General features: G+C 53.2%; 20 protein-coding genes and 1 pseudogene. 8 read left to right on the plus strand and 13 right to left on the minus strand.

Annotated features, from left to right (window positions below; translation table 11 throughout):
- Nucleotides 1-92: 92 nt before the first annotated feature.
- Entirely contained in the window at nt 93-1,523 is a 1,431-nt protein-coding gene (locus tag ACO0U8_RS10640) for an EmmdR/YeeO family multidrug/toxin efflux MATE transporter (protein ID WP_056769414.1), read from the plus strand.
- 321 nt (nt 1,524-1,844) lie between these two features.
- Nucleotides 1,845-2,555 (plus strand): YopT-type cysteine protease domain-containing protein, encoded by a 711-nt coding sequence (locus tag ACO0U8_RS10645; protein WP_421670765.1) that lies wholly within the window; start codon nt 1,845-1,847, stop codon nt 2,553-2,555.
- 78 nt (nt 2,556-2,633) lie between these two features.
- On the opposite strand, the gene ACO0U8_RS10650 is transcribed toward ACO0U8_RS10645, so the two are convergent.
- Complete coding sequence (locus ACO0U8_RS10650) at nt 2,634-3,116, minus strand: DUF805 domain-containing protein (RefSeq protein ID WP_122094843.1); 483 nt, start codon at nt 3,114-3,116, stop codon at nt 2,634-2,636.
- Between the two features lie 51 nt (nt 3,117-3,167).
- Nucleotides 3,168-4,238 carry a LacI family DNA-binding transcriptional regulator gene (locus ACO0U8_RS10655; RefSeq protein ID WP_421670766.1) on the minus strand — a complete coding sequence of 357 codons (1,071 nt, stop codon included), beginning with the start codon at nt 4,236-4,238 and terminating at the stop codon, nt 3,168-3,170.
- Nucleotides 4,239-4,518: 280 nt separating this feature from the next.
- Between ACO0U8_RS10655 and ACO0U8_RS10660 the strand changes: the two genes are divergently transcribed.
- On the plus strand, nt 4,519-5,775 hold the full coding sequence (locus tag ACO0U8_RS10660; protein WP_056769407.1) for a maltoporin: 1,257 nt from the start codon (nt 4,519-4,521) through the stop codon (nt 5,773-5,775).
- Nucleotides 5,776-6,038: 263 nt separating this feature from the next.
- Here ACO0U8_RS10660 and ACO0U8_RS10665 read toward each other — a convergent pair whose 3' ends face one another.
- The 6 genes and pseudogenes from ACO0U8_RS10665 to ACO0U8_RS10690 all read right to left on the minus strand — a co-directional run bounded on the left by ACO0U8_RS10665 (nt 6,039) and on the right by ACO0U8_RS10690 (nt 13,249).
- Nucleotides 6,039-6,356 (minus strand): glucose PTS transporter subunit EIIB, encoded by a 318-nt coding sequence (locus ACO0U8_RS10665; RefSeq protein WP_056771833.1) that lies wholly within the window; start codon nt 6,354-6,356, stop codon nt 6,039-6,041.
- Nucleotides 6,357-6,429: 73 nt separating this feature from the next.
- On the minus strand, nt 6,430-8,493 hold the full coding sequence (locus ACO0U8_RS10670; protein ID WP_421670767.1) for a beta-galactosidase: 2,064 nt from the start codon (nt 8,491-8,493) through the stop codon (nt 6,430-6,432).
- 67 nt (nt 8,494-8,560) lie between these two features.
- Nucleotides 8,561-9,670, minus strand: a pseudogene (locus ACO0U8_RS10675) (glycoside hydrolase family 53 protein); the annotation flags it as partial.
- A 106-nt stretch (nt 9,671-9,776) separates the two neighbouring features.
- On the minus strand, nt 9,777-10,628 hold the full coding sequence (locus ACO0U8_RS10680) for a sugar ABC transporter permease (RefSeq protein ID WP_122094837.1): 852 nt from the start codon (nt 10,626-10,628) through the stop codon (nt 9,777-9,779).
- 14 nt (nt 10,629-10,642) lie between these two features.
- Nucleotides 10,643-11,944: a carbohydrate ABC transporter permease gene (locus ACO0U8_RS10685; RefSeq protein ID WP_056769398.1), complete on the minus strand. Its 1,302-nt coding sequence runs from the start codon at nt 11,942-11,944 to the stop codon at nt 10,643-10,645.
- Between the two features lie 78 nt (nt 11,945-12,022).
- On the minus strand, nt 12,023-13,249 hold the full coding sequence (locus tag ACO0U8_RS10690) for an extracellular solute-binding protein (protein ID WP_056769396.1): 1,227 nt from the start codon (nt 13,247-13,249) through the stop codon (nt 12,023-12,025).
- A 275-nt stretch (nt 13,250-13,524) separates the two neighbouring features.
- On the opposite strand from ACO0U8_RS10690, the gene ACO0U8_RS10695 reads away from it, so the two are divergent.
- Complete coding sequence (locus ACO0U8_RS10695; protein WP_136376448.1) at nt 13,525-14,628, plus strand: ABC transporter ATP-binding protein; 1,104 nt, start codon at nt 13,525-13,527, stop codon at nt 14,626-14,628.
- A 72-nt stretch (nt 14,629-14,700) separates the two neighbouring features.
- Here the strand turns inward: ACO0U8_RS10695 and ACO0U8_RS10700 are convergent, their stop codons facing one another.
- Nucleotides 14,701-15,033: a DUF496 family protein gene (locus tag ACO0U8_RS10700; RefSeq protein ID WP_013574907.1), complete on the minus strand. Its 333-nt coding sequence runs from the start codon at nt 15,031-15,033 to the stop codon at nt 14,701-14,703.
- Nucleotides 15,034-15,212: 179 nt separating this feature from the next.
- Entirely contained in the window at nt 15,213-16,310 is a 1,098-nt protein-coding gene (locus ACO0U8_RS10705) for an FUSC family protein (RefSeq protein ID WP_056769392.1), read from the minus strand.
- Between the two features lie 225 nt (nt 16,311-16,535).
- On the opposite strand from ACO0U8_RS10705, the gene sbcB reads away from it, so the two are divergent.
- Complete coding sequence (gene sbcB / locus ACO0U8_RS10710) at nt 16,536-17,963, plus strand: exodeoxyribonuclease I (RefSeq protein WP_056771830.1); 1,428 nt, start codon at nt 16,536-16,538, stop codon at nt 17,961-17,963.
- 717 nt (nt 17,964-18,680) lie between these two features.
- On the opposite strand, the gene ACO0U8_RS10715 is transcribed toward sbcB, so the two are convergent.
- Nucleotides 18,681-20,057 (minus strand): APC family permease, encoded by a 1,377-nt coding sequence (locus ACO0U8_RS10715; protein ID WP_056769390.1) that lies wholly within the window; start codon nt 20,055-20,057, stop codon nt 18,681-18,683.
- Between the two features lie 504 nt (nt 20,058-20,561).
- Complete coding sequence (locus tag ACO0U8_RS10720; protein ID WP_421670991.1) at nt 20,562-21,986, minus strand: glutamine synthetase family protein; 1,425 nt, start codon at nt 21,984-21,986, stop codon at nt 20,562-20,564.
- Between the two features lie 369 nt (nt 21,987-22,355).
- On the opposite strand from ACO0U8_RS10720, the gene puuD reads away from it, so the two are divergent.
- From puuD to ACO0U8_RS10735, 3 genes are read left to right on the plus strand one after another with little or no spacing between them, the layout of a single operon-like run.
- Nucleotides 22,356-23,159, plus strand: a complete 804-nt coding sequence (gene puuD, locus ACO0U8_RS10725; protein ID WP_056769388.1) for a gamma-glutamyl-gamma-aminobutyrate hydrolase — start codon at nt 22,356-22,358, stop codon at nt 23,157-23,159.
- A 4-nt stretch (nt 23,160-23,163) separates the two neighbouring features.
- The gene (gene puuR, locus ACO0U8_RS10730) at nt 23,164-23,721 is read left to right on the plus strand and encodes an HTH-type transcriptional regulator PuuR (protein ID WP_056769385.1); all 558 of its coding nucleotides are present in this window, start codon (nt 23,164-23,166) and stop codon (nt 23,719-23,721) included.
- 50 nt (nt 23,722-23,771) lie between these two features.
- Nucleotides 23,772-25,085, plus strand: a complete 1,314-nt coding sequence (locus ACO0U8_RS10735; protein WP_056769383.1) for an NAD(P)/FAD-dependent oxidoreductase — start codon at nt 23,772-23,774, stop codon at nt 25,083-25,085.
- Between the two features lie 35 nt (nt 25,086-25,120).
- Here ACO0U8_RS10735 and ACO0U8_RS10740 read toward each other — a convergent pair whose 3' ends face one another.
- A complete protein-coding gene (locus ACO0U8_RS10740; protein WP_056769381.1) occupies nt 25,121-25,315 on the minus strand; it encodes a hypothetical protein in 195 nt (64 codons plus the stop codon).
- Nucleotides 25,316-25,362: the final 47 nt, after the last annotated feature.

The raw sequence follows: 25,362 nt of genomic DNA on the forward strand, positions 1-25,362 counted from the left end.
AGCCCCTTCTTAAAAAAGACTTTGCATAATGCGAAGTCTTTTACCATCATAATTTAAAACGCTGTTCTACTTTCTGCCACACTGGAATTCTCTTGCAAAACGTCATCGTCTCTTTGCGCAAAGCCATCGAGCGCACGCCCTGGTATCCGAAACGGCGTTCTTACCGCACTCTGTTCTGGCGTGAAATCACGCCCCTCGCTGTGCCCATCTTCTTCGAGAATGCCTGCGTCCTGCTGATGGGCGTGCTGAGCACGTTTCTGGTCAGCTGGCTGGGCAAGGAAGCCATGGCGGGCGTGGGGCTGGCAGACAGCTTCAACATGGTGATCATTTCGTTTTTTGCCGCAGTCGATCTCGGCACGACGGTGGTGGTGGCCTTCAGCCTGGGTAAGCTCGATCACGAACGGGCGCGTGCCGCTGCGCGACAATCGCTGGCGATCATGACCGTTTTTGCCGTACTGCTGGCAATACTTCTGCAATTTTCCGGGCATGTGATCATCGACATGATCGCCGGTAATGCCGAGCCGGAAGTCAAAGAGATGGCGCTCTCCTACCTGCAAATGAGCAGCTGGAGCTATCCGGCGGCGGCCATTGCGTTGATCGGTTCCGGTGCGCTGCGCGGTGCCGGGAATACCAAAATTCCGATGCTGCTCAATGGCGGCATGAACATTCTCAATCTGGTGATCAGCAGCGTGCTGATTTACGGCTGCTTTGGCTGGAATGGACTGGGCTTTATCGGTGCGGGGCTGGGGCTGACCATCGCGCGCTATATCGGTGCCATCGCCGTCATTGCGGTGCTGATGGTCGGTTTTAATCCGTCGCTGAAAATCTCTCTTAAAAGTTATTTCCTGCCGCTCAATACCAATATTCTGCGCGAAGTGCTGGGCATTGGTATTCCGGCCAGCATTGAATCGGTGCTGTTTAACGGCGGTAAACTGCTGACGCAGGTTTTCGTCGCCGGTATGGGCACTAACGTTATCGCCGGTAACTTTATTGCCTTCTCCATTGCCGCACTGATTAACCTGCCGGGCAACGCGCTGGGCTCCGCGTCCACCATTATTGTCGGCACGCGGCTGGGCAAAGGGCAAATCGCACAGTCTGAGCGCCAGCTGCGGCATATCTTCTGGCTCTCGACGTTTGGCCTGTGCGTTCTGGCATTCATCTCGGTGCCCTTCGCCGGCGTGCTGGCGCGCTTTTACACCAATGAAGAAGACGTCATCGACGTCGTCAAAATACTGATCTGGCTGAACGCCGCGTTTATGCCCTTCTGGGCGGCGTCATGGGTGCTCCCCGCCGGATTAAAAGGCGCACGCGACGCCCGTTTCACCATGTATGTCTCGATGGTGGGCATGTGGGGTTGTCGTATTGTGGTGGGGTATTTCCTGGGTATCGTGCTTGGTTTTGGCGTGGTGGGTATCTGGCTTGGCATGTTCCTGGACTGGATCGTGCGCGGTATTTTCTTCTACTGGCGCATGGCCAGCGGCCGCTGGCTGTGGAAATACCCGAAATCGAAGAGAACGGAATAACGGCCAACGTTAAGAGGTCAGTTCAGGCATCCGGCGGGCGTAAGTCTGAACGTTGGCGGAAAACGGTCTATATAAATAATTATTTCATATGCATTAATCAAATGCATATGAAATTAATATATCAACACAGTGAATAACATACTTTTTATACAAAAAAACAAAACAACTTAACTCATCGACATCCGGCAACCCTCTGTATTTTATAAATAAAATTAGAATAAGATTTATAGTCATCTTTATAAATTGCTTCCACCTGGCGAATAAATTATATTCCGTGTCGCGTTTTTTATAATACCTCCCCATTAAAATAAGAAGGTTTAAATGCCAGCAGATATCGACAATCTTGTTACTACGCTTAACGGAAAAAGAAATAAATTCTTGCAGGATGATTATATTTCAGGAAATCAATGGGATAATATTAATCCTATGCAACGTCAAGGTGCATGGACAAACAATAATTATGACTCGCAGGGAAATATTCAATACCACGGCCTTGGAGCCGGAGTTTGCCTTGGGCTGTCGAGTGCTTACTTAATTTCTGGTACGACATGGCCAGATTTTATGAACTATATTTCGAGTCCGCTGGGTAAAGTTCAGATTCGCGGCGTGCAGAATTTACTGAAGGAGCTTACTCTCTCCCGGCCAAAAAACCTGTCAACATATAAATGCCAGGGAAATATTAATTCCAAAGATGTCATGACAACCGTCCTGAGAAATAAAGGAATTTCTTATATAAAAGGGGGCAATATGATGACAAGCAAACTATTAGAATCAATAAGAACGGATATACTTCAAAATATGTCCTCCCAAAACGGGTATATTATTATCATAGGTGGCCAGGCAGGACTTCATGCTTTCGCAATAAGAGCAGGAGTAAACGTTTTAAAATTTTTTGACCCCAACCATGGTGAATTTATTTTTCCGACTATGAATGGTCAGGGGGATTTAATGGCACTTTTCTTGTTGACCTTTATAGTTGACCGTTACCCGAATTTTAATAAATGTGATGTTTCTTGTTTTAAACTGAGATGAATTCATTTTTTAAATCCTTTACATCATGGGCGCCGCGGAGTTTGCCGCCCGGCAAACTCCTGACTCACATAGTACGTCTTATCCGGCAACCGCTGGCTTTTGTAAATCCACCGGCGTTTTCGACTTCTGGCAGCAGAGGTAGATGATCCCCAGCAGCGGGATCCAGCCCAGCAAAATGCCCAGCACCACATTCAGCACGGCGTAAGTCTCCGGCGAAGCGAACTGGATCAGGATCATATTCAGCAACCGCGAGACGACGCCCGCCAGATAGACACCGCCAAACCACCAGCCTGAACGGTTGATGTCATGCATGCGGCGGATGCCAACGGCCAGCAGCGGCAACGCCAGAACCAGGGCAAACAGGCTGTACGCCATTCCGGCATACAGCACGCCGATATAAGGGTCGCCCGACATGGAAAAGAACGAAATCACGCCCATGACCAGCAGGATCATCAACAAAACATTGCCGAGGGTGAAAACCCAAAACGCCTTTCGGGTCGCCCTGCCCGAAAATTTTACATAGCCTTTCCAGCCCTGCAAATAACACTGCCATAAGGTCATTACGTCACTTCCTTTTACTTTCCCAAAGAGTCCGGGGATTTAAACCGTTTCTTACTGGCCGCGCAACCGCGAAGCGAGTTTATCCAGCTGATCGGCAATCTGGTTCAGATCTTTGTCCTGCTCTCGCGGCGCACGGGTGGAGTTACGCACCACCAGCTTCGCCGGTAACAGGGTGGACTCGGTGACGTCATTTTTCGTCGCCAGCAGGCGTTCCACCGCCTCTTTGCTTTGCAGATCCAGATCCAGCGACACCGTGGTCAGCGCCGGATGGAAAAACGCGCTGTCGTAAGTATCATCGTAACCGATGATCGACACCTGTTCGGGAATGGCGACGTTATGCTGATGCAGCGCGCTGATAACGCCCAGCGCCATCTGATCGTTGCCCACCAGCATGGCGGTAAACTGCGGCGTTTCACGCAGGATATGCAGCGCATTGTAATAGCCGCTTTTGGCGCTCCAGTCACCGTGGATCACCGTGACCGGTGCCAGCCCCTTCTCCCTGAGCGTGTCCTGCCAGCTTTGCAGGCGCAGGCGCGATGACACAGAATCCTCCGGCCCTGCCAGCAGCGCGAAATCGCGATGCCCTAACTCCAGCAGATATTCCACGCTGGCGCGTGAGCCGTCGGCGGGATTGAAGCAGACGTTAAACACCGGGCTGCCCGGATCCACGTCGAGGAACAGACACAGAATATCGCGGTTATTTTCGTAGATGTGCTCTGCTTCAGCGCTTTCCAGCGGAATGTTGATGATGACGCGATCGACCCGCTGAGATTTCAGTTCGTTGATCGAGTCCTGAATACTCTGGTTAACATCTTCATCAATCATCGAGATCAGCACCTGATAACCGGCCTGATGAGCATACTTTTTCACTGACGCTGCAATTTGCGAAGGCGCGTGTAAGGCCAGCGACGTGGTCACCAGCCCCAGCGTGAAACTCTGTTTACCCACCAGCTGCTGTGCCAGACGGTTGGGCACATAGCGCAGCACGTCTATCGCCTGTTCTACCTTCAGGCGGGTGGCTTCGGAAACGTTGGCTGACTTGTTTAACACCCGTGAAACGGTCTGATAAGAGACACCGGCGTAGCGGGCGACATCTTCCAGTGTCGAACTTTTCGATTTCATTCTTTTTCTCTGCCTGCAACCTGTGAACGTAGCTTACCTCCACAATCCTCGGGTCAAACTACGGGATCTCAGATAAAAGTTCAATCTGAGGCGCGCCGCACTGCATAAGTTATACGTTAACATTGCATAATCTTGTGATTTGAATCACTAACGGTTTATTTATAACACACAAGTTCTGGATCTAACTCACAATTCAGAATGTGTAAAATTGATCATTGTTGTTTCTGGGTATCTTATAGATTCCGTAAATGTGAACGTCATACAATCATAAGGAAAAATAATGAAACACAACTTACGCACTCTGGCTGTGGCGGTTTCCCTCGCCCTCACGGCAGGCCCTGCAGTGGCAAATGATATTGATTTTCATGGTTATCTGCGCTCCGGGCTGGGTGTTTCCGGCAGTGGCAGCTTAGAACAATTCCAGAAAAACAAAGTCGGTCGTCTGGGCAACGAAAACGATACTTACGGAGAAGTGGAACTGGGCAGTGAAGTCTACAAAAAAGACGATGTCAGTTTTTATGTCGACTCGATGGTCAGCATGGTGTCCGACGGCTCAAATGATGATGAAAGCACCCTCAATGACGATGCGCAATTCGGGCTGCGTCAGCTGAATTTGCAAATTAAAGGACTGGTGCCGTGGGATAAAGATGCGGTGATCTGGGGCGGTAAGCGTTACTACCAGCGCCATGATTTACACATCATCGACACCAAATACTGGAATATTTCCGGTGCCGGTGCCGGGGTGGAAAACCTGAAACTGGGCGAAGGCGCGCTGTCGGTGGCCTGGATCCGTGGCGATGCCAATGACGTGGATTACCGCGTTGACGGCGATAACGACGTCAACATCAACTACATTGACGTGCGCTACGCCGGGATCAAACCGTGGAGCGGCGCGTGGATGGAGATCGGTGCCGACTACGCTATGCCAAACCTGACGCACGATCAGAAAGAGTACGGTGGCCTGTATGACGCGGATAACGGCGTGATGCTGACCGGCGAAATCAGCCAGGATATGTGGGGCGGCTATAACAAACTGGTTCTACAGTACGCAGACAAAGGCCTGGCGCAGAACATGATTTCCCAGGGCGGCGGCTGGTATGACATGTGGAATTACACCAATGACGCCACCGGTTATCGCGGCATCATCACAGGGTTGTTCCCGATCACCAGTAAATTCAGCCTCAACCACGTGCTGACCTACGGCCACGCTGACAATATCACCGCGTACACCGACACCACTGAACTGGTTTCTCTGGTGGGCCGTGCGCAGTACCAGTGGACGGATTACGTGCGTACCATCGGTGAAGTGGGTACGTTCTATCAGAAAGATGATTACAAGAACGGCTCGAACTATAAACAAGGTGGCCAGAAATACACCCTGGCGATGGGTCTGGCAGCCGGTCCTGAGTTTATGTCGCGCCCGGAACTGCGTGTGTTTGCCTCGTATCTGAATGATTCCGAGCACGGCGATACCTTTGAAGATCACACGAAATCCGATACCTGGAACTTTGGGGTTCAGGTTGAAGCCTGGTGGTAAATTTCCTTTATTTCTGAAGCTGTCGCTGCGTTGGCTTGCCGATTTGCCACAACTTCACTGATTTTGGAAAGTTGAAGTCATGTTGTACAAAAAAGTCATATCCTCATTGTTATAAAGCGACAGATAAAAACTTAATTTCTCTTGTAGGGGATCATTACGTTTTTTCTCCGCACAGCAGCAACATTATTATTGATTTAAAATAAGAAACAATAAAGGCAACCTGGTGTCGGGCTGCCTTTATTTTTAGCGTTATTTAAAAAGAGTTAATTACTGTTTAAACCAAATTTCTCTGTCATTAATTTCTTCAGGCTGTCGGACTGCTTACCAAATATGGCATGGACTTCCTGACCAATAATGACCACCCCTATCGCCCCGGCCTGCTGGATGGCACCGGAGTTAACCGGTTTAAGCGCTTTCACCTTGACGCGCAGCCTGGTGATACAGGCATCGACATTAATAATATTATCGCGGCCACCGAGCGCCTCAATTAATAACGACACATCCGTGGACGGTGGTACGTCATCTTTCAGGTTTTTATTCTTCGCCGAGAACACATGCATAAAGTCTTTAATATTGACCATCATTAATCCTCTCTTGCAGAAATGAAAAAACGTGCAACAGGGAATATTCCCCGTTGCACGCCGGTAATACTTCTTATTGCGCGATTTTACGTGTCAGGATCTGATAACCAAATGCCGGTAACGTCAGTTTGCGCGGTAAATTGCCGCCGTGAACGATATCCTGATAATCCAGCGGCAATGTGACACTCTGACTTTGCGCACTGTAGTTTTGCAGGAAGATAAACTCGCTTTCGCCGTCGGTACGCCTTGCGGCGGTCATGCCTTCCGGCAGCGGCGTGTTAATGGCGCGCGGCAGATGCATTTCTTTCGCCAGCGCGGTGAAGAAATCGGCATGGAACTGGGCGTCGTTGCGCGATGCCACGTAGTACGCCTGCCCTTTACCGTACAAATTGACGGTAACGGCCGGAGCACCGGCATAGAAATCATCGCCATAGGTGGCGAGCGCCGCCGCGCCTTCCAGATGGATCACCTCACACAGCTGCGATGCACGGTACGGCCCGCTCAACCCCAGCGCATTACCTTCGACACCGGCGACGCTGTTGTGCTGCTCGTCGGTCAGGCTGTCGATCTCTTCCGCCCAGATCCCGAGCACAGGGCGTAACGGTCCGGGGAATCCGTCGAGGAAACACAGGTCGGTTTCGTTGACGATGCCGCTCCAGTAGGTGGCGACAAAGCGCCCGCCGCTCTGCACGAAATGACTTATCCGCTCGCTGACCCCTTCGCGCACCATGTACAGCATCGGCGCGATCACCAGATCGTAGCCCTGTAAATCGCAGTCGGCGTTGATCACGTCGACGGCAATGCCTTGTGACCACAGCGCCCGGTAATGCTCGGCAACGGTGTTTTCATAATGCAGTCCGGCGTTGCGCGGCCCCATGGCATCGTCCATCGCCCAGCGGCTTTCCCAGTCAAAAATGATCGCCACTTTGGCTTCCACGCGGCTGCCCGCCACCGGCGCTAAGGCGGATAAAATCGTGCCGAGCTCGGCCACTTCGCGCCCCACGCGGGTATCAATATGCCCGACGTGATCGACCACGGCGCCGTGGAATTTCTCAGACGAGCCGCGGCTTTTACGCCACTGGAAATACTGTACGGAATCCGCACCGTGCGCGACCGCCTGCAGCGAGGAAAGAATGTGCATTCCCGGCTTTTTCAGTTTGCTGGTCGGCTGCCAGTTGGTGAAGCTTGGCGTTGATTCCATCAGCACAAAAGGTTTGCCCTGCTTGAGGGTGCGCATCAGATCGTGGTACATCGCGGTGTACGCCGCGAGGCCGATATCATCCTGACGGGTGTGCCACATCGGGTAGCTGTCCCAGGAGATGAAATCCAGCACCCCGGCGAGCTTCCAGTAATCGTAATCGTAGAAATATTCCATGAAATTGGTGGTCGCCGGCAGCGCCGGGTTTTCGGCTTTCAGCGGGCGGATCTCGTCGCTGCAAAAACGCGTGACCTGGTCGGTATTAAAACGACGCCAGTCGAGATTCAGGCCGTGAACGCCACTTTCACCCTGCGGCGACGGCGATTCCAGCTGTGACCAGTCCGTGTAAGTGTGGCTCCAGAACGTGCTCCACCAGGCCTGGTTCAGCGCATCAAGGGTGACGTAGCGCGCTTTCAGCCAGTCACGGAACTGCTCCTGACAGGTGTCACAATGACATTCGCCGCCGTACTCATTGGAGATGTGCCAGCCGATCACCGCCGGATGGTGGGCATAACGTTTTGCCAGCTGGCCGTTCATCAGTTGGACTTTTTCGCGATAAACCGGTGAACTCAGACAGTGGTTGTGACGCCCGCCGTGCAACGCTTTGACGCGATCGCGCCCGACGCGCAACACTTGCGGGTATTTATGCGACATCCATGCCGGACGTGCGCCGCTTGGCGTGGCGAGATAGACAAAAATGCCGTTCTCATGCAGACGGTCGAGCACCTGATCCATCCAGTCAAACGTATAGCGCCCTTCTTCAGGCTCCAGCGCCGACCAGCTGAAAATTCCCACTGACATCACGTTGCAGCGCGCTTCTTTCATCATTTCGACGTCGCGGATCAGCACGTCAGGCGTGTCCAGCCATTGCTCGGGGTTGTAGTCCGCGCCGTGTAACAGGCCGGAAATCTTACTGCTCAGAAGAGGGAATTTCGTCATGCTTAATCCTTTAAATCTTTAAGAAAAAGTCAGTGCTCCCCGGCCAATGTGACCGGGGAAAAGGAAATTACTTGAATACCTGAATGGAAGGCAGAACCTGACCGTCACAGCTGAACAACGCCTGATTTTCGCGGGCATTGCCCTCTTTCCAGTGGTCGTTGATGTAGGTCATGCCCGCGGGCGTTGCCCAGCCTGCACCGCTGACCGGGATCCACGTCGGTTCCCAGTAGAACAGGCCTTTGCCACGGTGATCCGGCACGGCCACCAGACTTTTGATCATGTCGCTGAGGAAGTCTGCCTGCCCCTGCACCGTGCCCGGATAGCCGCCGTCTTTGGCTTCTTTTTCCGTGAAGCTGTTTTCAGCCGCATCACAGTTTTGGGTGCTGTAGCCATACGCCACTTCCACCACGATCACGTCTTTGTTGTAGCGCTTGCTGATGTCGTCCATGTTGGTTTGCAGCGCAGAGATCGGGCCGTTCCAGTAGGTGTAAAACGACAGGCCGATGACGTCGTAAGGCACCTTGCGCTGATTGATTTCATCGAACCACCAGCGGAAGGTATCGTTCTTGGTGCCTTCAGCCAGATGCAGCATGATTTTGATGTCCGACGGATTTTTTTCATCGGCACGCACTCCGGCAATCGCCGCATTCAGCAGCCCGGCCAGACGGTCAAACTCACCGCCGCCCTCGCCCCAGCTTTTGCCTTCCGGCCACAAAATTCCGCCGTTCATTTCATTGCCGACCTGCACCATGTCCGGCACCGTGCCCTGTTCACGGAATTTGGCGATCACTTCACGGCTGTAATCATGAATGGCCGTTTTCAGCTGCGGATAATCCATTTTCGCCCAGCTTTTCGGCTTGAACTGTTTACCGGGGTCGGTCCAGAAATCGCTGTAATGGAAATCGAGCAGGATTTTAAAACCCTGCGCTTTGGCGCGTTTCGCCAGTTCCAGCGTGGTGGCCAGATCGTTATTGCCGCCGCCGTAAGGTTTGCCATCCGCATCTTTCGGATCCACCCACAGGCGCAGGCGCACATAGTTGAAACCGTTCTGTTTAAGGATCACCATCGCATCGGTTTGCTTATGGTTTTGATCGAAGAACTTGCCGCCGTGCTTTTCCACATCAATCAGCGTCGAAATGTCTGCGCCTTTGATGAAATCCGCCGGAACGTTGGCGACTTTTTTGATCACCACGTCCTGCGCCATGCCGGAAAATGACATCGCCAGCAGCACGCAGGCCATTGCGCTTTTATTGAACATCTTTTTAGAAAAGAGAGTCATCGGATTATCCTTTGGTACTGCCAGCCGTCAGGCCGGAAACGAAGTATTTTTGTAAGGCGAGATAGAAAATGGCGACCGGCACGGCGATCAGCACCGCGCCTGCGGCGTACATGGTGTAATTCGCGCCCATTTTCTGCGCCACCAGGTTGTACAGGCCAATCGGCAAGGTGTACTTATCGGGCGTGCGCAAAATGGTGCTGGAGAGAATGAAATCCCCCAGCGGGCCGGTGAAGGAGAACAGCGCGATCACCGCCAGTATCGGTTTGGAGAGCGGCATGATGATTTCGATGAAAATACGGAAATTCCCCGCCCCGTCCATTCGCGCTGACTCGTCCAGATCTTTCGGAATGGCGTCGAGATAGCCTTTCATCAGATAGGTGTTCATCGGGATCATGCCGCCGACGTAAATCAGCACCAGCGCCAGATGGCTGTTGATTAACCCCAGTAACTGCGCCAGCACAAAGATGGCGATCAGCGCCGAAAACTGCGGGATCATCTGCAATAACAGGAACAGCATCAGCCCGTCTTTGCGGCCCTTAAAGCGAAAACGCGAGAAGGAATAGGCGGTGAAACTGACGCAAATCAGGGTCAGCACCATGGTCAGGAAGCTGATTTTCATCGAGTTCCAGTACCAGCCAACGTAATTCACGTCGCCGCTAAACAGGTCTTTGTAGTGCTGGAACGACACGTTCTCCGGAATTATTGAAGTACTGAGCAGGCTGTTACCGGCATTCAGCGACGCACCGACGGTCCAGATCAGCGGATAAATAATAATGACCGCCACGATCAGTAACAGGACATAACTCAGCGAAAGGCGGATAAACCGGTTTCTTTTAATACTGCTGTTCTTACTCATCACCCTGCTCCCGCTTACGCCATATCATCTTGTTTAAATGAATTGGTTGAACGGAATTGCCACAGCGCAATACCGACAACAAATATCGACAGCAAAATCGTAATGGTCGCGGCAATGGCATATTGCGAGGATGACATGGTGAGTTTATATATCCATGACACCAGAATATCCGTACCGCCTGCATTCGATCCGGCTACCGCCGGGCCACCGTTATTAAACAGATAGATAATATTGAAGTTATTAAAGTTGAAGGTGTATTGCGTGATAATGATCGGCGCAATGGAATATAAAACCAGCGGCAGCGTAATGGTTTTTAATTTCTTCCAGGTGCTGGCACCGTCCATGGTGGCGGCCTCATACAAATCATTCGGAATGGCCTGCAATACGCCGGTGGTCATCGCAAATACAAACGGGAAACCCAGCCAGGTCTGCATCATGATGAGCGCCGTTTTGGTCCAGAACGGATCCGTCATCCACGCCTTGGGTTCAATGCCTAACGCCGCCAGAATGCCGTTGTTGATCACGCCGAAAGAGTCGTTGAACATCCCGGCAAACACCAGAATAGTCACGAAGCCCGGTACCGCCCACGGCAAAATCAGAACGGTGCGGATAAGCGCTTTGAAACGTAAATCTTTCTGATTGACCAGGATGGCCAGCATAACGCCGACGCTGCACTGCAGCGTGGTCGCCAGCACCGTCCAGACCACCGTCCATTGCAATACGTCCAGCAATGTGGAGCGCCAGATATTGAGCGTGAAGATATTAATAAAGTTTTTGAACCCCACCCAGTCGACTAATTTAGCCGGTGGCGTGTGGTACAAATTGTAATTGGTGAACGCGATGGAGAAACCGAAAATAATCGGGAACACCACCACAAACACCAGCAATATAAAGCCCGGCGTGATCATTAAATAAGGGAAACCCTCGCGCAGCAATAAATGATATTGCTTTCTGACGCCGGGTAATTCCACGCCCTGATCGCGTCGTTTGCCGTTAACCCAGGCATCGCGCAGGCTCAGATAATAAAAGCCGATACCAAAGGCGGCAATCAGGACGCTGATAATGCCTTTGGCTAATAAGAAGATGGAGTTATCACGCGGCACTTCTTCGCCCAGCGTATATAAGCCCCAAAATCCCTGTTGCAGGAAATCATAAAAGACACCGGCGAAACAAAACAAAATGACAAAAAACAGACTTCCCTTGGCCCATTGTCGGTTATAAAACTGACCAAAACCGGGAATAAGCGCCGCCGCCAGAGCCACCGGTGCATGGTGGCTGGCTGCGTGTGGCGCATGGTTTTCCTCGTGGAGACGCATAGACACAAAGATGTTCCTTTCACTGGTGAGGGCGTGAATTCACGCCCTCCTGTCAGACGTACAAAGTGTGTTACCGGATCACTCGTTGCTGGCTTTCGCCGCCTCGATTTGCATCTGGATATTTTTCACCGCGTCATTCATAGCGGCCTGCACCGGTTGCTTGCCGGTCACGCCCAGCTGAATACCGTTGTTGGCCGGCCCCCACACTTCCTGCATTTCCGGCACGCCCGGCATCGCCGTGGCATGGGTGGATTGCAGCGCCACGGCGTTGGCGCGTTCATCATTTTTAATCATCGGATCGTTGACCAGCGCCGTCAGTGCCGGAATTTCTTTGGTCACTTCATAGCGCACCTTGGCGTATTTAGGCTGATTGATGAAGGTGATGAATTTCTCTGCCAGCGGTTTTTGCTTGCTGTAAGTGGATACCGCGTAGCCTTTCACACCGAGGAAAGAGCTCATCGGTTTGCCATTAGGTAACAGCGGCAACGGCATCACGCCGTAGTGGATGCCCGCCGCTTCATACGGCTGAAACGCCCACGGGCCGGTGATGACAGCGGCGGCTTTCTTCTCCGTGAACAGGGAATCAATGGCATTCAGTCCGTTTTCGCCGGTGATCCCTGCCGGGAATAACCCGTCGGCATAGAATTTTTTCAGATAGGTCACCGCTTCAATGCTGCCCGGTTTGTTCAGGCCGATGTCTTCGACGTTGATCTCGCCCTTCGCATCTTTACCGAAAATGTACCCCCCCATCGATGCCATCGCGCCGTAGGCGTAATAGACTTCGTCGAACTTGGCTAACAGGCCGTATTTGCCTTTCGCCCGCTCTTCTTTGGAGAAGGTGTAATACTCGTCAAGCGTCGCCGGTGCTTTCGGCAGTAAGTCTTTGTTGTAAATCAGCACCAGCGTTTCCACCGCTTTTGGCACGCCGTAGGTCTGGCCTTTCAGCTGGAACGCGTTGATCGCCGAAGGCGTAAAGCTGTCGGTGAACGCTTTGTCGAGGGTCAGCGGGGCCAGTAACCCCTGCACAACCGCCGTACCGAGCTGATCATTGGGGATCACGACGACGTCGGGGCCGATGCCTGCCGGACCATCCAGACGTAATTTCTCCGTTTGTTGTGCATAAGGCGTTTCCTGCACAACGACTTTGACGTTGTTCTCTTTTTCAAAATCTTTCACCGCGTCGGAAATACCGGAAGATTTCTTAATATCTTCCCAGATAAGTAGCTGTCCCTCGGCTGCCCGGACAGCCTGGCTGCTCAGGCTTAACGACATCAGTACCAAGGCAGTAAGGTGTGTAATTTTCATTGTTGCTCCTGGATGTGAAGGTATAACATTTTTGTGTAGAACCTGACGACACCCAATCAATAACCCGTGTTTAAAACCCTTTAAAACCTGACAACACAGTGATTAATGTCGCTTCCGAATTCGTGTTATACGTTAAACTTTGAATTCTAAAATCACTACCAAAAGATGTGTATTGTGTGATCTCCTCTCCAAAATTCGAACCGACCTGTGCAAACGTTTACACAAGGTGGTTATAGTCCGAAATATCAGCGGTATGAATCTTTAAGAGGCCAAATATGTCCAGCATCAGACTTAAGAATGTGGTGAAGCGTTTCGATAAAACAGTGACGCTGCATGACATCAATATTGATATTGAAGACGGAGAATTTACGGTGTTTGTCGGGCCGTCCGGCTGCGGGAAATCCACATTGCTGCGCATGATTGCCGGGCTGGAAGACATTACCGAAGGGGACGTTTACATTGGGGAGCAGCGGGTGAACGACGTTGACCCTTCACGCCGCGGCGTGGCGATGGTGTTTCAGTCTTACGCGCTCTACCCGCACATGACCATTGCCGAAAACATGGGCTACGGACTGAAAGTGAACGGCGTGCCGAAAGAGGAAATCCGCCATCAGGTGGAGATGGTCGCCAAGACGTTACAACTTTCCCATCTGCTGGACAGAAAACCGAAGCAACTCTCCGGCGGTCAGCGCCAGCGCACCGCCATTGGCCGCGCGATTGTGCGCAATCCGCAGGTATTTATGTTCGATGAACCGCTTTCTAACCTGGATGCCGAACTGCGCGTTGATATGCGTTTACACATTTCCAAACTGCATCAGGAACTGAAAACCACCATGGTGTACGTGACGCACGATCAGACCGAAGCCATGACGCTGGCGGATAAAATCGTGGTGATGAATTATGGAAAAATAGAGCAGATGGGCGCGCCGATGGACCTTTACTACAATCCGGTCAATAAATTTGTTGCCGGTTTTATTGGTTCACCGAAAATGAATTTCCTGCCCGCCGAGGTGCTGAGCTGGCAGCCGGAGCGGCTGGAAGTGCGCCTTACGCCGGAGAAAACCCTGACGCTGGCATTGCGCACCCCCGAACTGGCGAGCGGCGACCGCATTACCCTGGGCATTCGCCCCGAGCATTTGCTGTCAAAAGAAACAGAGAATGCGCTGGAATTTAACTGCGAAGTGGTTGAGCGGCTGGGCAACAGCACCTATCTGTTCGGCCAGTGTTACGGCACCGACGGATTCAAAATGTTGCTGCCGGGCGATATGGCGTTCAACCCGTACCAGAGCCTGACCACCTGGTTTGAGGCCGAACGGTGCATGGTCTTCAACGATCAGGGTTTGCGGATAAGCGCGGCCAGCCTGTCTCATCTGCATTAATCGTCACTCACGCATTCTGGACATAAAAAAACCGGGCTTAAGCCCGGTTTTTTGCTTTTGGCGACAACGAAATTACTTGGTTTCGTTGGCTTTGATTTCGCCCATCGCTTTCAGCTTTTTGGACATTTCACGACGTTCTTTCGACAGGTCTGCATTGCGGATGATGTAATCATCAACGCGATCTTCATAGTCGCCGCGCATGCTGGCAATGATCGCCTGAATTTCGTCGATGCTCATGCCTGGTTTGATGTAATCGCTCAGGTTGTCGAGGAGCAGAACGCGCTTCTGGTTGTCGCGGATTTTCTTTTCGTTGTCTGCAATTTCACGCTGTAATTTGTTTTTACGACGGAAAATGCGCACAAACTCCAGAACGTCCTGGAAACTCGGCTTATTGATATTGTCCATTTTAACACCTTCGATTAAGTTACACAGATTCAGTGACTGACTTGTCGCAACCGCTTATTCACATGTGACTGACAGTGAATAACAACTTAGCAAAAAGAGGAGCAAAGTGCGTGCTGCGCGCTCAGATAATCGTCCAATACCGCCATCTTACCCGTTTTAGGCGGCAGAAAAAAATCCCTTCATGCTTTCGGCGTTTTACCGCTGCTTATTTGAGCTTCTTCTTTTTGCATGGTCAGGGTGATCAGATCTCCCATTGACTTCAGTTGTTCCGCCACCTGCGCGCTCAGCCAGACGTAACCATAGACTTGCGCTTCCAGATGGTGGGCGGCATTCATTTCTGCCATCAGCGCTTTCAGCTCTTCTGCAGATTCATTCAGCTGATGGCTGATTTTCAGTTCATCGCCCCGCGTGCCGTTAAGCAACATCAGGCTCAGTTTTTCAAGCGTATCCAGTATCAGCAACTGCGCACTGCGCAAGGTGCGCGCGTTGAGCATCAGGAAATGGCTTTCGCGCGAACTCCAGTAGGCATCGGCCAGCAGTTCGAGCGTACACAACAGATTTCGGCTGAGGGTCTGGACAGCGTCAAACACCTCGCGGGGAATGTGCGATTCTTTGCTGGCGGGCGCAAACAGTGAACGCATTTTCACCATCTGACTCATCGCCGATTTCAGCTTGCCATGCAGGTGCGGGCGTTCAAGCAGATTGGGGGAAAGCCAGGCGCTGTAAATTTTGTTGAGGGACATCAGGTAGTCGGCCATCTGCATGCGCCAGTGAATAAAGGCGCGCTGCGGATAAATGCTGGCAAAAAACAGCGCCAAAAATGAGCCGAATATCACATCACCGGAACGCCACAGCGCCATTTCCATATCTCCCGGCCCTGCCCCGCACACCACGGCCAGCGTAATGCCGATCAGCAGCGCCATGTAGGGACGTTTTCCGAGCGTCAGATAACCGCTGACGAACATCACGATGGCACACCAGACCAGCATCAGCGGCAGCGAATAGAGTTCCAGCCACAAGGCGATGAGGCCCGACGCCGATCCCAGTACCGTCCCGCTGACGCGCTCCATCACCCGCTGAACCACGTTACCCCAAAATGAAATCGGCCCCATCACCACCACCAGCGTGATAAGCGGCCAGGTGCCTTCAGGGATGTGAGTCAGGCGGACGATCAGGAATGTCAGGATAAACGCCAGTGCAATACGCAGCGCATGGGTGATGCGGTAGTGGCGATATATGACGTTATCCAGCGGGGAAATTTTCTTGTCGAGACGCACGTTTGGCCTGCCATCGGCGATTATTCAATGAGAACGTTAGTTTAGCCGAGTTAGTAAAGGGGATCACCCCGGTTTGGTCAGGGTTTTGCGGGATGCGTGCGGGAAATGCCGGCGATTTGCGGGGTCTGTTGCGCGACTGAGGATTTTGTCATGACATCGTTGCGTCGGATGGTATCCTATCCGGCGATTCACCCCCAATTCCGCACTGATAAGGTTATCTTCGTCATGTCAGACAAGCCTCAAAAAACATTCTACTTCCACGATTACGAGACATTCGGTAAAAATCCGGCGCTGGATCGCCCTGCGCAATTTGCCGGGGTGAGGACTGACGAAGAGTTCAATATCATCGAAGAGCCGTTAGTGATTTATTGCCGCCCTTCTGATGATTACCTGCCGGAACCGGAAGCGGTGATGATCACCGGCATAACGCCACAGATTGCGCTGGAACGCGGCCTGAGCGAAGCGGAGTTTACCGCGCAAATTCACCAGGCGTTCAGCGTGCCGGCCACCTGCATCGTCGGCTATAACAATATTCGTTTCGACGATGAAGTCAGCCGCAACATTCTTTACCGCAACTTTTACGACCCCTATGCCTACAGCTGGCAGAACGGCAATTCGCGCTGGGATCTCCTCGACGTGATGCGCGCCTGCTATGCGCTGCGCCCGGAAGGCATCAACTGGCCGGAAAACGACGAAGGCTTCCCCAGTTTCCGCCTCGAACATCTGACCAAAGCCAACGGCATCGAACACGAAAATGCCCACGACGCGATGGCCGATGTCTACGCCACCATCGCCATGGCGAAACTGGTGAGGCAGGCACAACCGCGCCTGTTCAGCTTCCTGCTCGAGCATCGCAGCAAACATAAACTCAATACGCTGATCGACATTCCCTCGATGGCGCCGCTGGTGCACGTCTCCGGCATGTTCGGCGCCGCGCGCGGTAACACCGCGTGGGTTGCACCGCTGGCGTGGCATCCTGAGAATAAAAACGCCGTGATCATGTGCGATCTGGCCGGTGATATGTCGACGTTGCTGGATCTCACTCCTGATGAGATGCGCGAGCGCCTCTACAGCCGCCGCGACGCGTTGCAGGCGGGGCAATCGCCTTTGCCAATTAAACTGGTGCACGTCAATAAATGCCCGGTGCTGGCGCCGGCCAAAACGCTGCTGCCGGAAAACGCCGAGCGGCTGGGGATTGATCGTCAGCGCTGTCTGGAAAACCTGCAACTGCTGCGCCAGAACCCGCAGGTGCGCGAGAAAGTGGTGACGATGTTCGCCGAAGCCGAGCCGTTTACGCCATCGGACGACGTTGATGCCCGCCTTTACGACGGTTTCTTCAGCGATGCCGATCGCGCCGCCATGCGCATCATTCTGGAAACCCGCCCGGAGAATCTTCCTGCGCTGGATCTGACGTTTAATGATTCCCGCATCGAACCGCTGTTGTTCCGTTTCCGCGCACGCAACTACCCCGAGACGCTGACGGATGCCGAACAAAAGCGCTGGATGTTACATCGTCAGACCAAGCTCACCGACGAGCGTTTTCAGAATTATGCATTAGAGCTTGAAGCGCTCTATAACTTGCATGAGGGAGATGGGGAGAAGATGGCGCTTCTCGGGGCGCTGTTTGAATATGGGAAACGGTTAGCCTCGTAGATTGCAGAAGCCGCTGCAATGGCGGCCTTTCCAACCTGACCGAGGTTATTTCGGTTTCTTAATTGCAGTGTTCACTTAACGCGCTGCGCCGAAACCGCCCAAAGGAGGGAAGTGCTTTCCCTCCTTTGGATTCCTCCCCGCTTTTTACTGCGCGCTATCGCTGGCATGGCGGACATATCCTGTGGCAACAGTGAGTGGCGCAAAACCCTGCCGCTGCGCGGTGCCCTCTCCCGGTCTTCGAGCCTAAGGTCTCGAAGCCGCTCCGTTCGGCAGGATTTTTTGATCGCGCCCTCTCACCTTTTTTCAAAATCAAAACCAGATGAATGATGATTTCAAAAGCAATATCAGATGAATGTTGAGCAACGCGTTTTGCTTTTAAAGTGATCCGAACGGGTGAAGTTGTGACCCGGAAGCCACTAGCCGCGTTCAGAAATCACGCCGGAGGGAGAGGTGAAAAACCGCGTTTTTTGCGCGGGTTGTAACCCGACCGAAGGGAATCGCGCAGCGACGGGATTTTGCGGCAATAGCAGGAATAGCTGAAACATAGCCTGTCTGCATGGCACGTGTTTGAAAAAGCGAGGGGAGTGCAGAGGGGAAAAGTCTTTCCCCTCTGCTCGGTTTCGGCGCAAAAGTTCAGGTAATCGCAGACAGTGAGAAACCGAAATATCCTCAATCCGCGTCAGCAATAAAAGCCCCCATTGCAGCGGCCCTCTGCAATTACGCCTCGGGGGCGATCTCCCCGCTCATCTGCGGCGGCTGCTTCCTGAAAGCATTGGTAATAAACGCCAGATAACCCAACCCGATAGCGCCCCACACCAGACCCAGCGTCATGGAGCTGGATTCCAGGTTCAGCCACAACGCACCCACGGTCAGCGCACCAATCACCGGCAGGATCAGATAGTTGATGTGATCTTTCAGCGTACGGTTACGTTTTTCACGGATGTAGAACTGGGAAATCACCGACAGGTTTACAAAGGTGAATGCCACCAGCGCGCCGAAGTTGATCAGCGCCGTCGCCGTGACCAGATCAAAGGTCACCGCAGACATCGCCACCACGCCAACCAGCAAGACGTTGAAGGTCGGGGTACGCCATTTCGGATGCACATAACCAAACAGTTTTTCCGGGAATACGCCGTCACGGCCCATCACGTACAGCAGACGGGAAACACCGGCGTGCGCCGCCATGCCGGAAGCCAGAACGGTTACGCAGCTAAAGCACAGAATGACGGACTGGAAGAACTTACCGGCCACGTACAACATGATTTCAGGCTGTGAAGCGTCCGGATCTTTAAAGCGTGAAATGTCCGGGAAGTACAGTTGCAGGAAGTAAGACACCACAACAAAGATGATCCCGCCGATAAGCGCGGTCAGGAAAATCGCTTTCGGGATGACCTTGCCCGCGTTCGGCGTTTCTTCTGACAACGAGCTGATGCCGTCAAAGCCGAGGAACGAGAAGCACAAAATGGTCGCACCGGTGATCATCGGCACTACGTGTGCGTTTTCACTGAAGAACGGCTTGGTGGTCGCCAGCGTCCCCATGCCCTCGCCCATGTAAACACCACGGACTAACAGCCCCAGGAACACCACCATGATCGCCACCTGCACCACCACAATAATGCTGTTGAGGTTAGCCACCACTTTGATGCCGCGCAGGTTGAACGCAGTCATCATCGCCACCAGCGCGGTAACGAATATCCACGACGGCACGCCGGGGAAGATCGCTTCCAGGTAAATTTTCGCCAGCAGGATGTTGATCATCGGCATGAACAGGTAGTCCAGCAGTGATGACCAGCCCACCATAAAGCCGACGTGCGGGCTGATGGCTTTTTGCGCGTAAGTATAAGCAGAACCGGCAGACGGGAAACGCTGCACCAGTTTGCCGTAGCTCACGGCGGTAAACAGAACGGCGATCAGCGCGAAGATGTACGCGGTCGCGACGTGACCATCGGTCAGGCCGGAAACGATGCCGAAGGTATCGAAAATGGTCATCGGTTGCAGATAGGCAAGACCCATCATCACAACCTGAACCAGCGTCAGGGTTTTACGCAGTTGAACGCGCTGAGTGGCCGGAGCGGCAGATGTATTAGCAGACATGGCTCAGTCCTCCCTGAATTGCAGACACCGGGCGCTTAAACGCCTCTGAACGCAACGTACAGGGAAAACTTCGTGAGTTATTACCAGTAAACGGGGGATAGATCTTCACATCGCTGGAGACGCAAGTGAAGGCTGAGCGAATGTGGCCGCAGCGGAAAGAAGCACCGGCAGGCACCGGTACAGGTTTGAAATATTGCCCCATGTTACATTTCCTCATAGTGGCGACCGTTGTTAATTTGGGATCGCACACGAACCTTGTTATCTATCCGGATCTGGGTCCGGCCTCTGTTGAATTAGTTTGGGTACTGCACATACAAAAAAAATAACCGGCGCCTTTAAGCGTCGGTTATCTGCAGTGCGGCGTATTTTGCACAAATCACGCATGAATGACAAGATTCATAGGCTTTCAGTTACAAATTCTTTTCCAGATTTAAACATTCGTGCATGGATTTCCTCAAAGTGCGGGCGCTGATAACGTAAAAACGGCGCCCGTTGCGAAGGAAATCAGGCGTTACGCAACATCCAGTCGATTTCGGTTTCCGTCACACGGCGTTCAAACTGCAACAGCTCATCGGATTTACAGGCGTGATAGACCTGCGAAAAACGTTCGCCGAGGTACTTTTTCAGCGCCGGTTGTTCATCAAAATCATACAGGGCATCGCTCTGGCGGATGGGCAGCGGAATACCCTCCTGCTCCAGACCGTTCCCGGTGACCGGTTCCGGCAACGGCAGATCGTTATCAAGCCCGAACAACATGCCCGCCAGCACGGTGGCGACCACTAAATAAGGGTTGGCATCCGCACCGGCAACGCGGTACTCAACGCGATGATCGGCCACGCCGCCGCAGGGTACGCGCAGCGCGACGGTGCGGTTGTTATGCCCCCATGACGCCTGCGTCGGCACATACATGCCCGGCTGGAAGCGGCGGAACGCGTTGACGTTCGGCGCTAAAATCGCCATCGACGCGGGCATCAGTGCGATCATCCCGGCCAGTGAGCGTTTCATCAGTTCTGAATCCTGACCATCCGTATTGGCAAACAGGTTTTTGCCATTGTCATCGAGCACGCTGAGGTGGATGTGCATCCCGCTGCCCGCGTAGTCATCGTATGGTTTCGCCATGAAGGTGGCGTCCATCTCATGATTTTCCGCCACAAGGCGCACCAGACGCTTAAGCATCAGGGCGTAATCACAGGCGCGCAGAATATTTTCGCTGTGCTGCAAATTGATTTCAAACTGTCCCGGTGAGGACTCCGCCACGGCACCCGAGGCCGGCAAGCCCTGAATGTGTGCCAGACGGTCAATGTCACTCAGCACATCGGCGAAGTGATCAAGATTATCCACGGAATAGACCTGCGTATGCATGCTGCGCTCTTGCGTACCGGGCGTACACGGCGGCTGGATATAGCCTTCCGCATCGCGCTGCCTGTCGAGCAGATAAAACTCCAGCTCTACCGCTACCACCGGGAATAATCCCCGCTGGCGCAATGTTTGCCAGATATGATTCAGCACATTGCGGGGTTCAACGTCAAAGGGAGTGCCATCTTCGTCAAGCATGGTCAGCAACAGCTGGCCGGTGTGTTCGGGGTCAGACGCTGACGGCGTTAAGGTGCCGGGGACGGGAATACAGTTACGGTCGGGTTCGCCAAGCTCCTGCCCAAGACCCGCTTCTTCCACAACATTCCCGAGAATGTCCATGGCAAAAACCGATGCCGGGAAGTAACAGCCTTTTTCAAGTTTGCGCAGGGCGGAGATGGGAACGCGTTTGCCGCGGAAGGAACCATTGAGATCAGTGAGCAGGACGTCGACGTGAAGGGTTTGCGGGTGACGCTCCAGGTAGTGGGTTACTTCATCCTGGAACGCGCTACTTCGCTCTTCAATGTGCTTAGCAAGAGAGGTGTTCTCGCTAATCTCTTTCTTAATTTCATTCATCAGTTCAGTCGCTTGCATAGGTTTTCCGCCATTTGCTGGATTCCGGCGTCAACGGCACCACCATGATGCCTGCCGGTTAAGCCTTACCGTTTGGTTGCTCTGTTCAACGCAGTTTTCTCATTTGTCATCTTCTTCTGGTGTGTCTGTTACCCGCCCGGCCATGCTCAAAATATAGGCCATATGATTAACCCTAGCCTTAACATAAATTTTTTGCAACACATACAATTCAGTAACAACTCTGTTTGAAAAGCCATCATGGCGCTGCTAAATTGGACAGAAGAAGGCCATCATCACTGATCAAATGCGTTAAAACAGCGTGCGGGGAGGCACGACCTGTTATTCCATTCACTTACTCAACGAGGCGGGACTATGGGCAATATATTTTCCACGGCATCAGCGGGGAAACAGACCAGCTACAGACCGATCATTGGGGTAGTCATGTGTGAGAATTCTGTTGATGAAAACCCTGCACTCACCGTTCACGAAAAGTATCTGGACGCCATTTTCAACGCCGACGCCCTGCCCGTCTGCCTGCCGCATGAGCTGGCAGCGCGTGAAGGCGCGATAGACCAGATCCTGCAAGGCCTTGACGGCATCTTCCTCACCGGCAGCCCCAGTAATATTGAGCCTCATCAGTACGGTGAAGAAGGTGTCGAGGAGCTTGCCGATCCGGGGCGGGATCGCCTGAGTCTGCAACTTATCCGCGCCACACTGGATAAGAAGATCCCGCTGTTCGCGGCCTGCCGCGGTTTGCAGGAGTTAGTGGTGGCCACCGGCGGCACGCTGCATCGCAAGGTACAGGAGGTGCCGGGATATATGGATCACCGAGAAGACACCACCCTGCCGCATGATGATCAATACAACGTTGTGCATCCGGTTCACATTGCGCCGGGGGGATTACTTTCGGAATTGTTACCTGATTATCAGCAGTTTCAGGTGAATTCCCTGCACGGTCAGGGGGCGAAAAGTCTGGGCGCAGAACTGAATGTGGAAGCCCGTGCGCCGGATAATCTGGTGGAAGCCGTGAGTGTGCGCGACCATCCCTTTGCTCTGGGTGTGCAATGGCACCCTGAATGGCACAGCCTGACGGACCCGGTGTCCCGTCAGTTGTTCAACGCATTTATCAATGCCTGCCGCAAAGGCCATCAGGCCCGGAGCGCTCGCGAGGAATAGACGGATGAGCGAAGTCAGTCTGGCGCCTGGTCGCCGGCTTTCTGAAATTCGTCAGCAACTCGGCATGTCCCAACGTAAAGCCGCCGAGTTGTCTGGCCTGACGCACAGCGCCATCAGCACCATCGAGCAGGATAAAGTCAGCCCCGCTGTGAGTACGCTGCAAAAGTTATTACGGGTATATGGGCTGTCGTTATCGGAATTTTTTGCTGAAACGCGGGAAAGTGACAAACCGAGAATTGTCATTGATTCGGCGGAATTGATTGAAATCGGCAGCCGGGGAGTGTCCATGAAAATGGTGCACAACGGCACGCCAAACCACGCGGTCGCCATGCTGCTGGAAACCTATCAGCCCGGCAGTACCACTGGCGACAAAATCAAACATCAGGGAGAAGAAGTCGGTACGTTGTTAGAAGGAGAAATCATTTTAACCGTCAACGGTCAACGTTATCCGCTGCGTGCGGGGCAAAGCTATGCCATTAACACTGCTAACCCCCACAGCTTCAGTAATATTTCTACGCGGATTTGCAGGATAGTCAGTGCACATACCCCTAATACCTTCTAGTTGTCACCGGATCCGGGCGTGGCAACGGGAACCCAAAGAAGGATGTCATTATGAGTGCTCAAACAGGAAGTCCCCGCGCCGTCGGTGCGCCTCACACCGACAGCTACTACGCCAGCTCCGTCAATGCGCATGCGCCCTGGCCGGAGCTGACTGACAATATTGAGTGCGATGTCTGTATTGTCGGCGCCGGTTACACCGGCATCTCTTCCGCCTTATACCTTTGTGAAGCCGGTTATGACGTGGTGGTGTTAGAAGCCGCCCGCGTCGGCTGGGGCGCCAGCGGGCGCAACGGCGGCCAGGTGGTCAATTCCTACAGCCGTGATATTGATGTGATTGAAGATCGTTACGGGCGGCAGACCGCAGATATGCTCGGCAGCATGATGTTTGAAGGCGCGAACATTATCCGTCAGCGCATCGACCAGTACGCTATTGACTGCGACTATCGCCCCGGCTGCGTGTTTGCCGCGCTGAGTTCACGCCAGCTGTCAAAACTGCGTGACCAGCAAAAGCTGTGGAACCGTTACGGACATACCGAATTAACCCTGCTGGATGAAAGTGCCATCCGCCGCGAGATCGCCACCGACCGTTACGTCGGCGGGCTGCTGGATAAAAATGGCGGCCATATTCACCCGCTCAATCTGGTGCTGGGCGAAGCCGAAGCGGTGCGCCGTCACGGCGGGCGTATTTATGAAGGCTCGGCGGTGACGCGCATCGACCACGGCGACCCGGCGTTGGTCCACACGGCGAAAGGTCAGGTCAAAGCCAAATATGTGATCCTGGCGGGCAATGCGTATCTGAGCCAGCAACTGGCCCCGCGCCTTACGCGCCTCAGCATGCCGTGCGGTTCACAGATTGTTGCCACCGAACCCCTGTCGGACGATATGGCGCTCTCCCTGCTGCCCAATAATTATTGCGTGGAGGACTGCAATTATCTGCTGGATTATTTCCGCCTCACTGCCGATAACCGCCTGTTATATGGCGGGGGCGTGACCTATGGCGGCAAAAATCCGCCGAATATTGATTCAGTGATCCTGCCCAAGCTCAACCGCACCTTCCCGCAGCTTAAGGGCGTGAAGATTGATTACCGCTGGGGCGGCAATTTCCTGCTGACGCTCTCGCGCCTGCCGCAGTTCGGACGGCTGGAAAATAATATCTACTATATGCAGGGAGACAGCGGGCACGGGGTGACGCTCACGCATCTGGCCGGAAAGCTCATCACCGAGATGTTGCGCGGCGACGCCGAGCGGTTTGACGCCTTCGCCCGTCTGCCGCACATGCCCTTCTTCGGTGGCCGCAACTTCCAGGTGCCGTTCACCATGCTTGGTGCCGCTTACTATTCACTGCGTGACCGTTTAGGCGTGTAAAAAAGGCGTTCCCCGCGCGTGCGCGGGGCGGGGATTCAGCCTTTGCCGGATACCGGAAATTCCTCAGAGGTGCCCACTTCGGGCAACTCATCGAGTTCCGGCTGGATCCCTTGCGAAATGTAATCTTTTGCGGCCATTGCCTGCTCATTGCCCGCTGCATCACGGATAACCACATGTTTGATGCTGCCATCTTCCAGCACTTCACGGTGTACGCCGGTAAATTCACTCATTTGCTGCTCCTGTTGACTGATTGCAGATAGACTTCTCTCATCATTAA

The organism is Rahnella sp. EDr1-12, from assembly GCF_049206505.1.
In the GTDB taxonomy this organism is placed as follows: domain Bacteria; phylum Pseudomonadota; class Gammaproteobacteria; order Enterobacterales; family Enterobacteriaceae; genus Rahnella; species Rahnella rivi.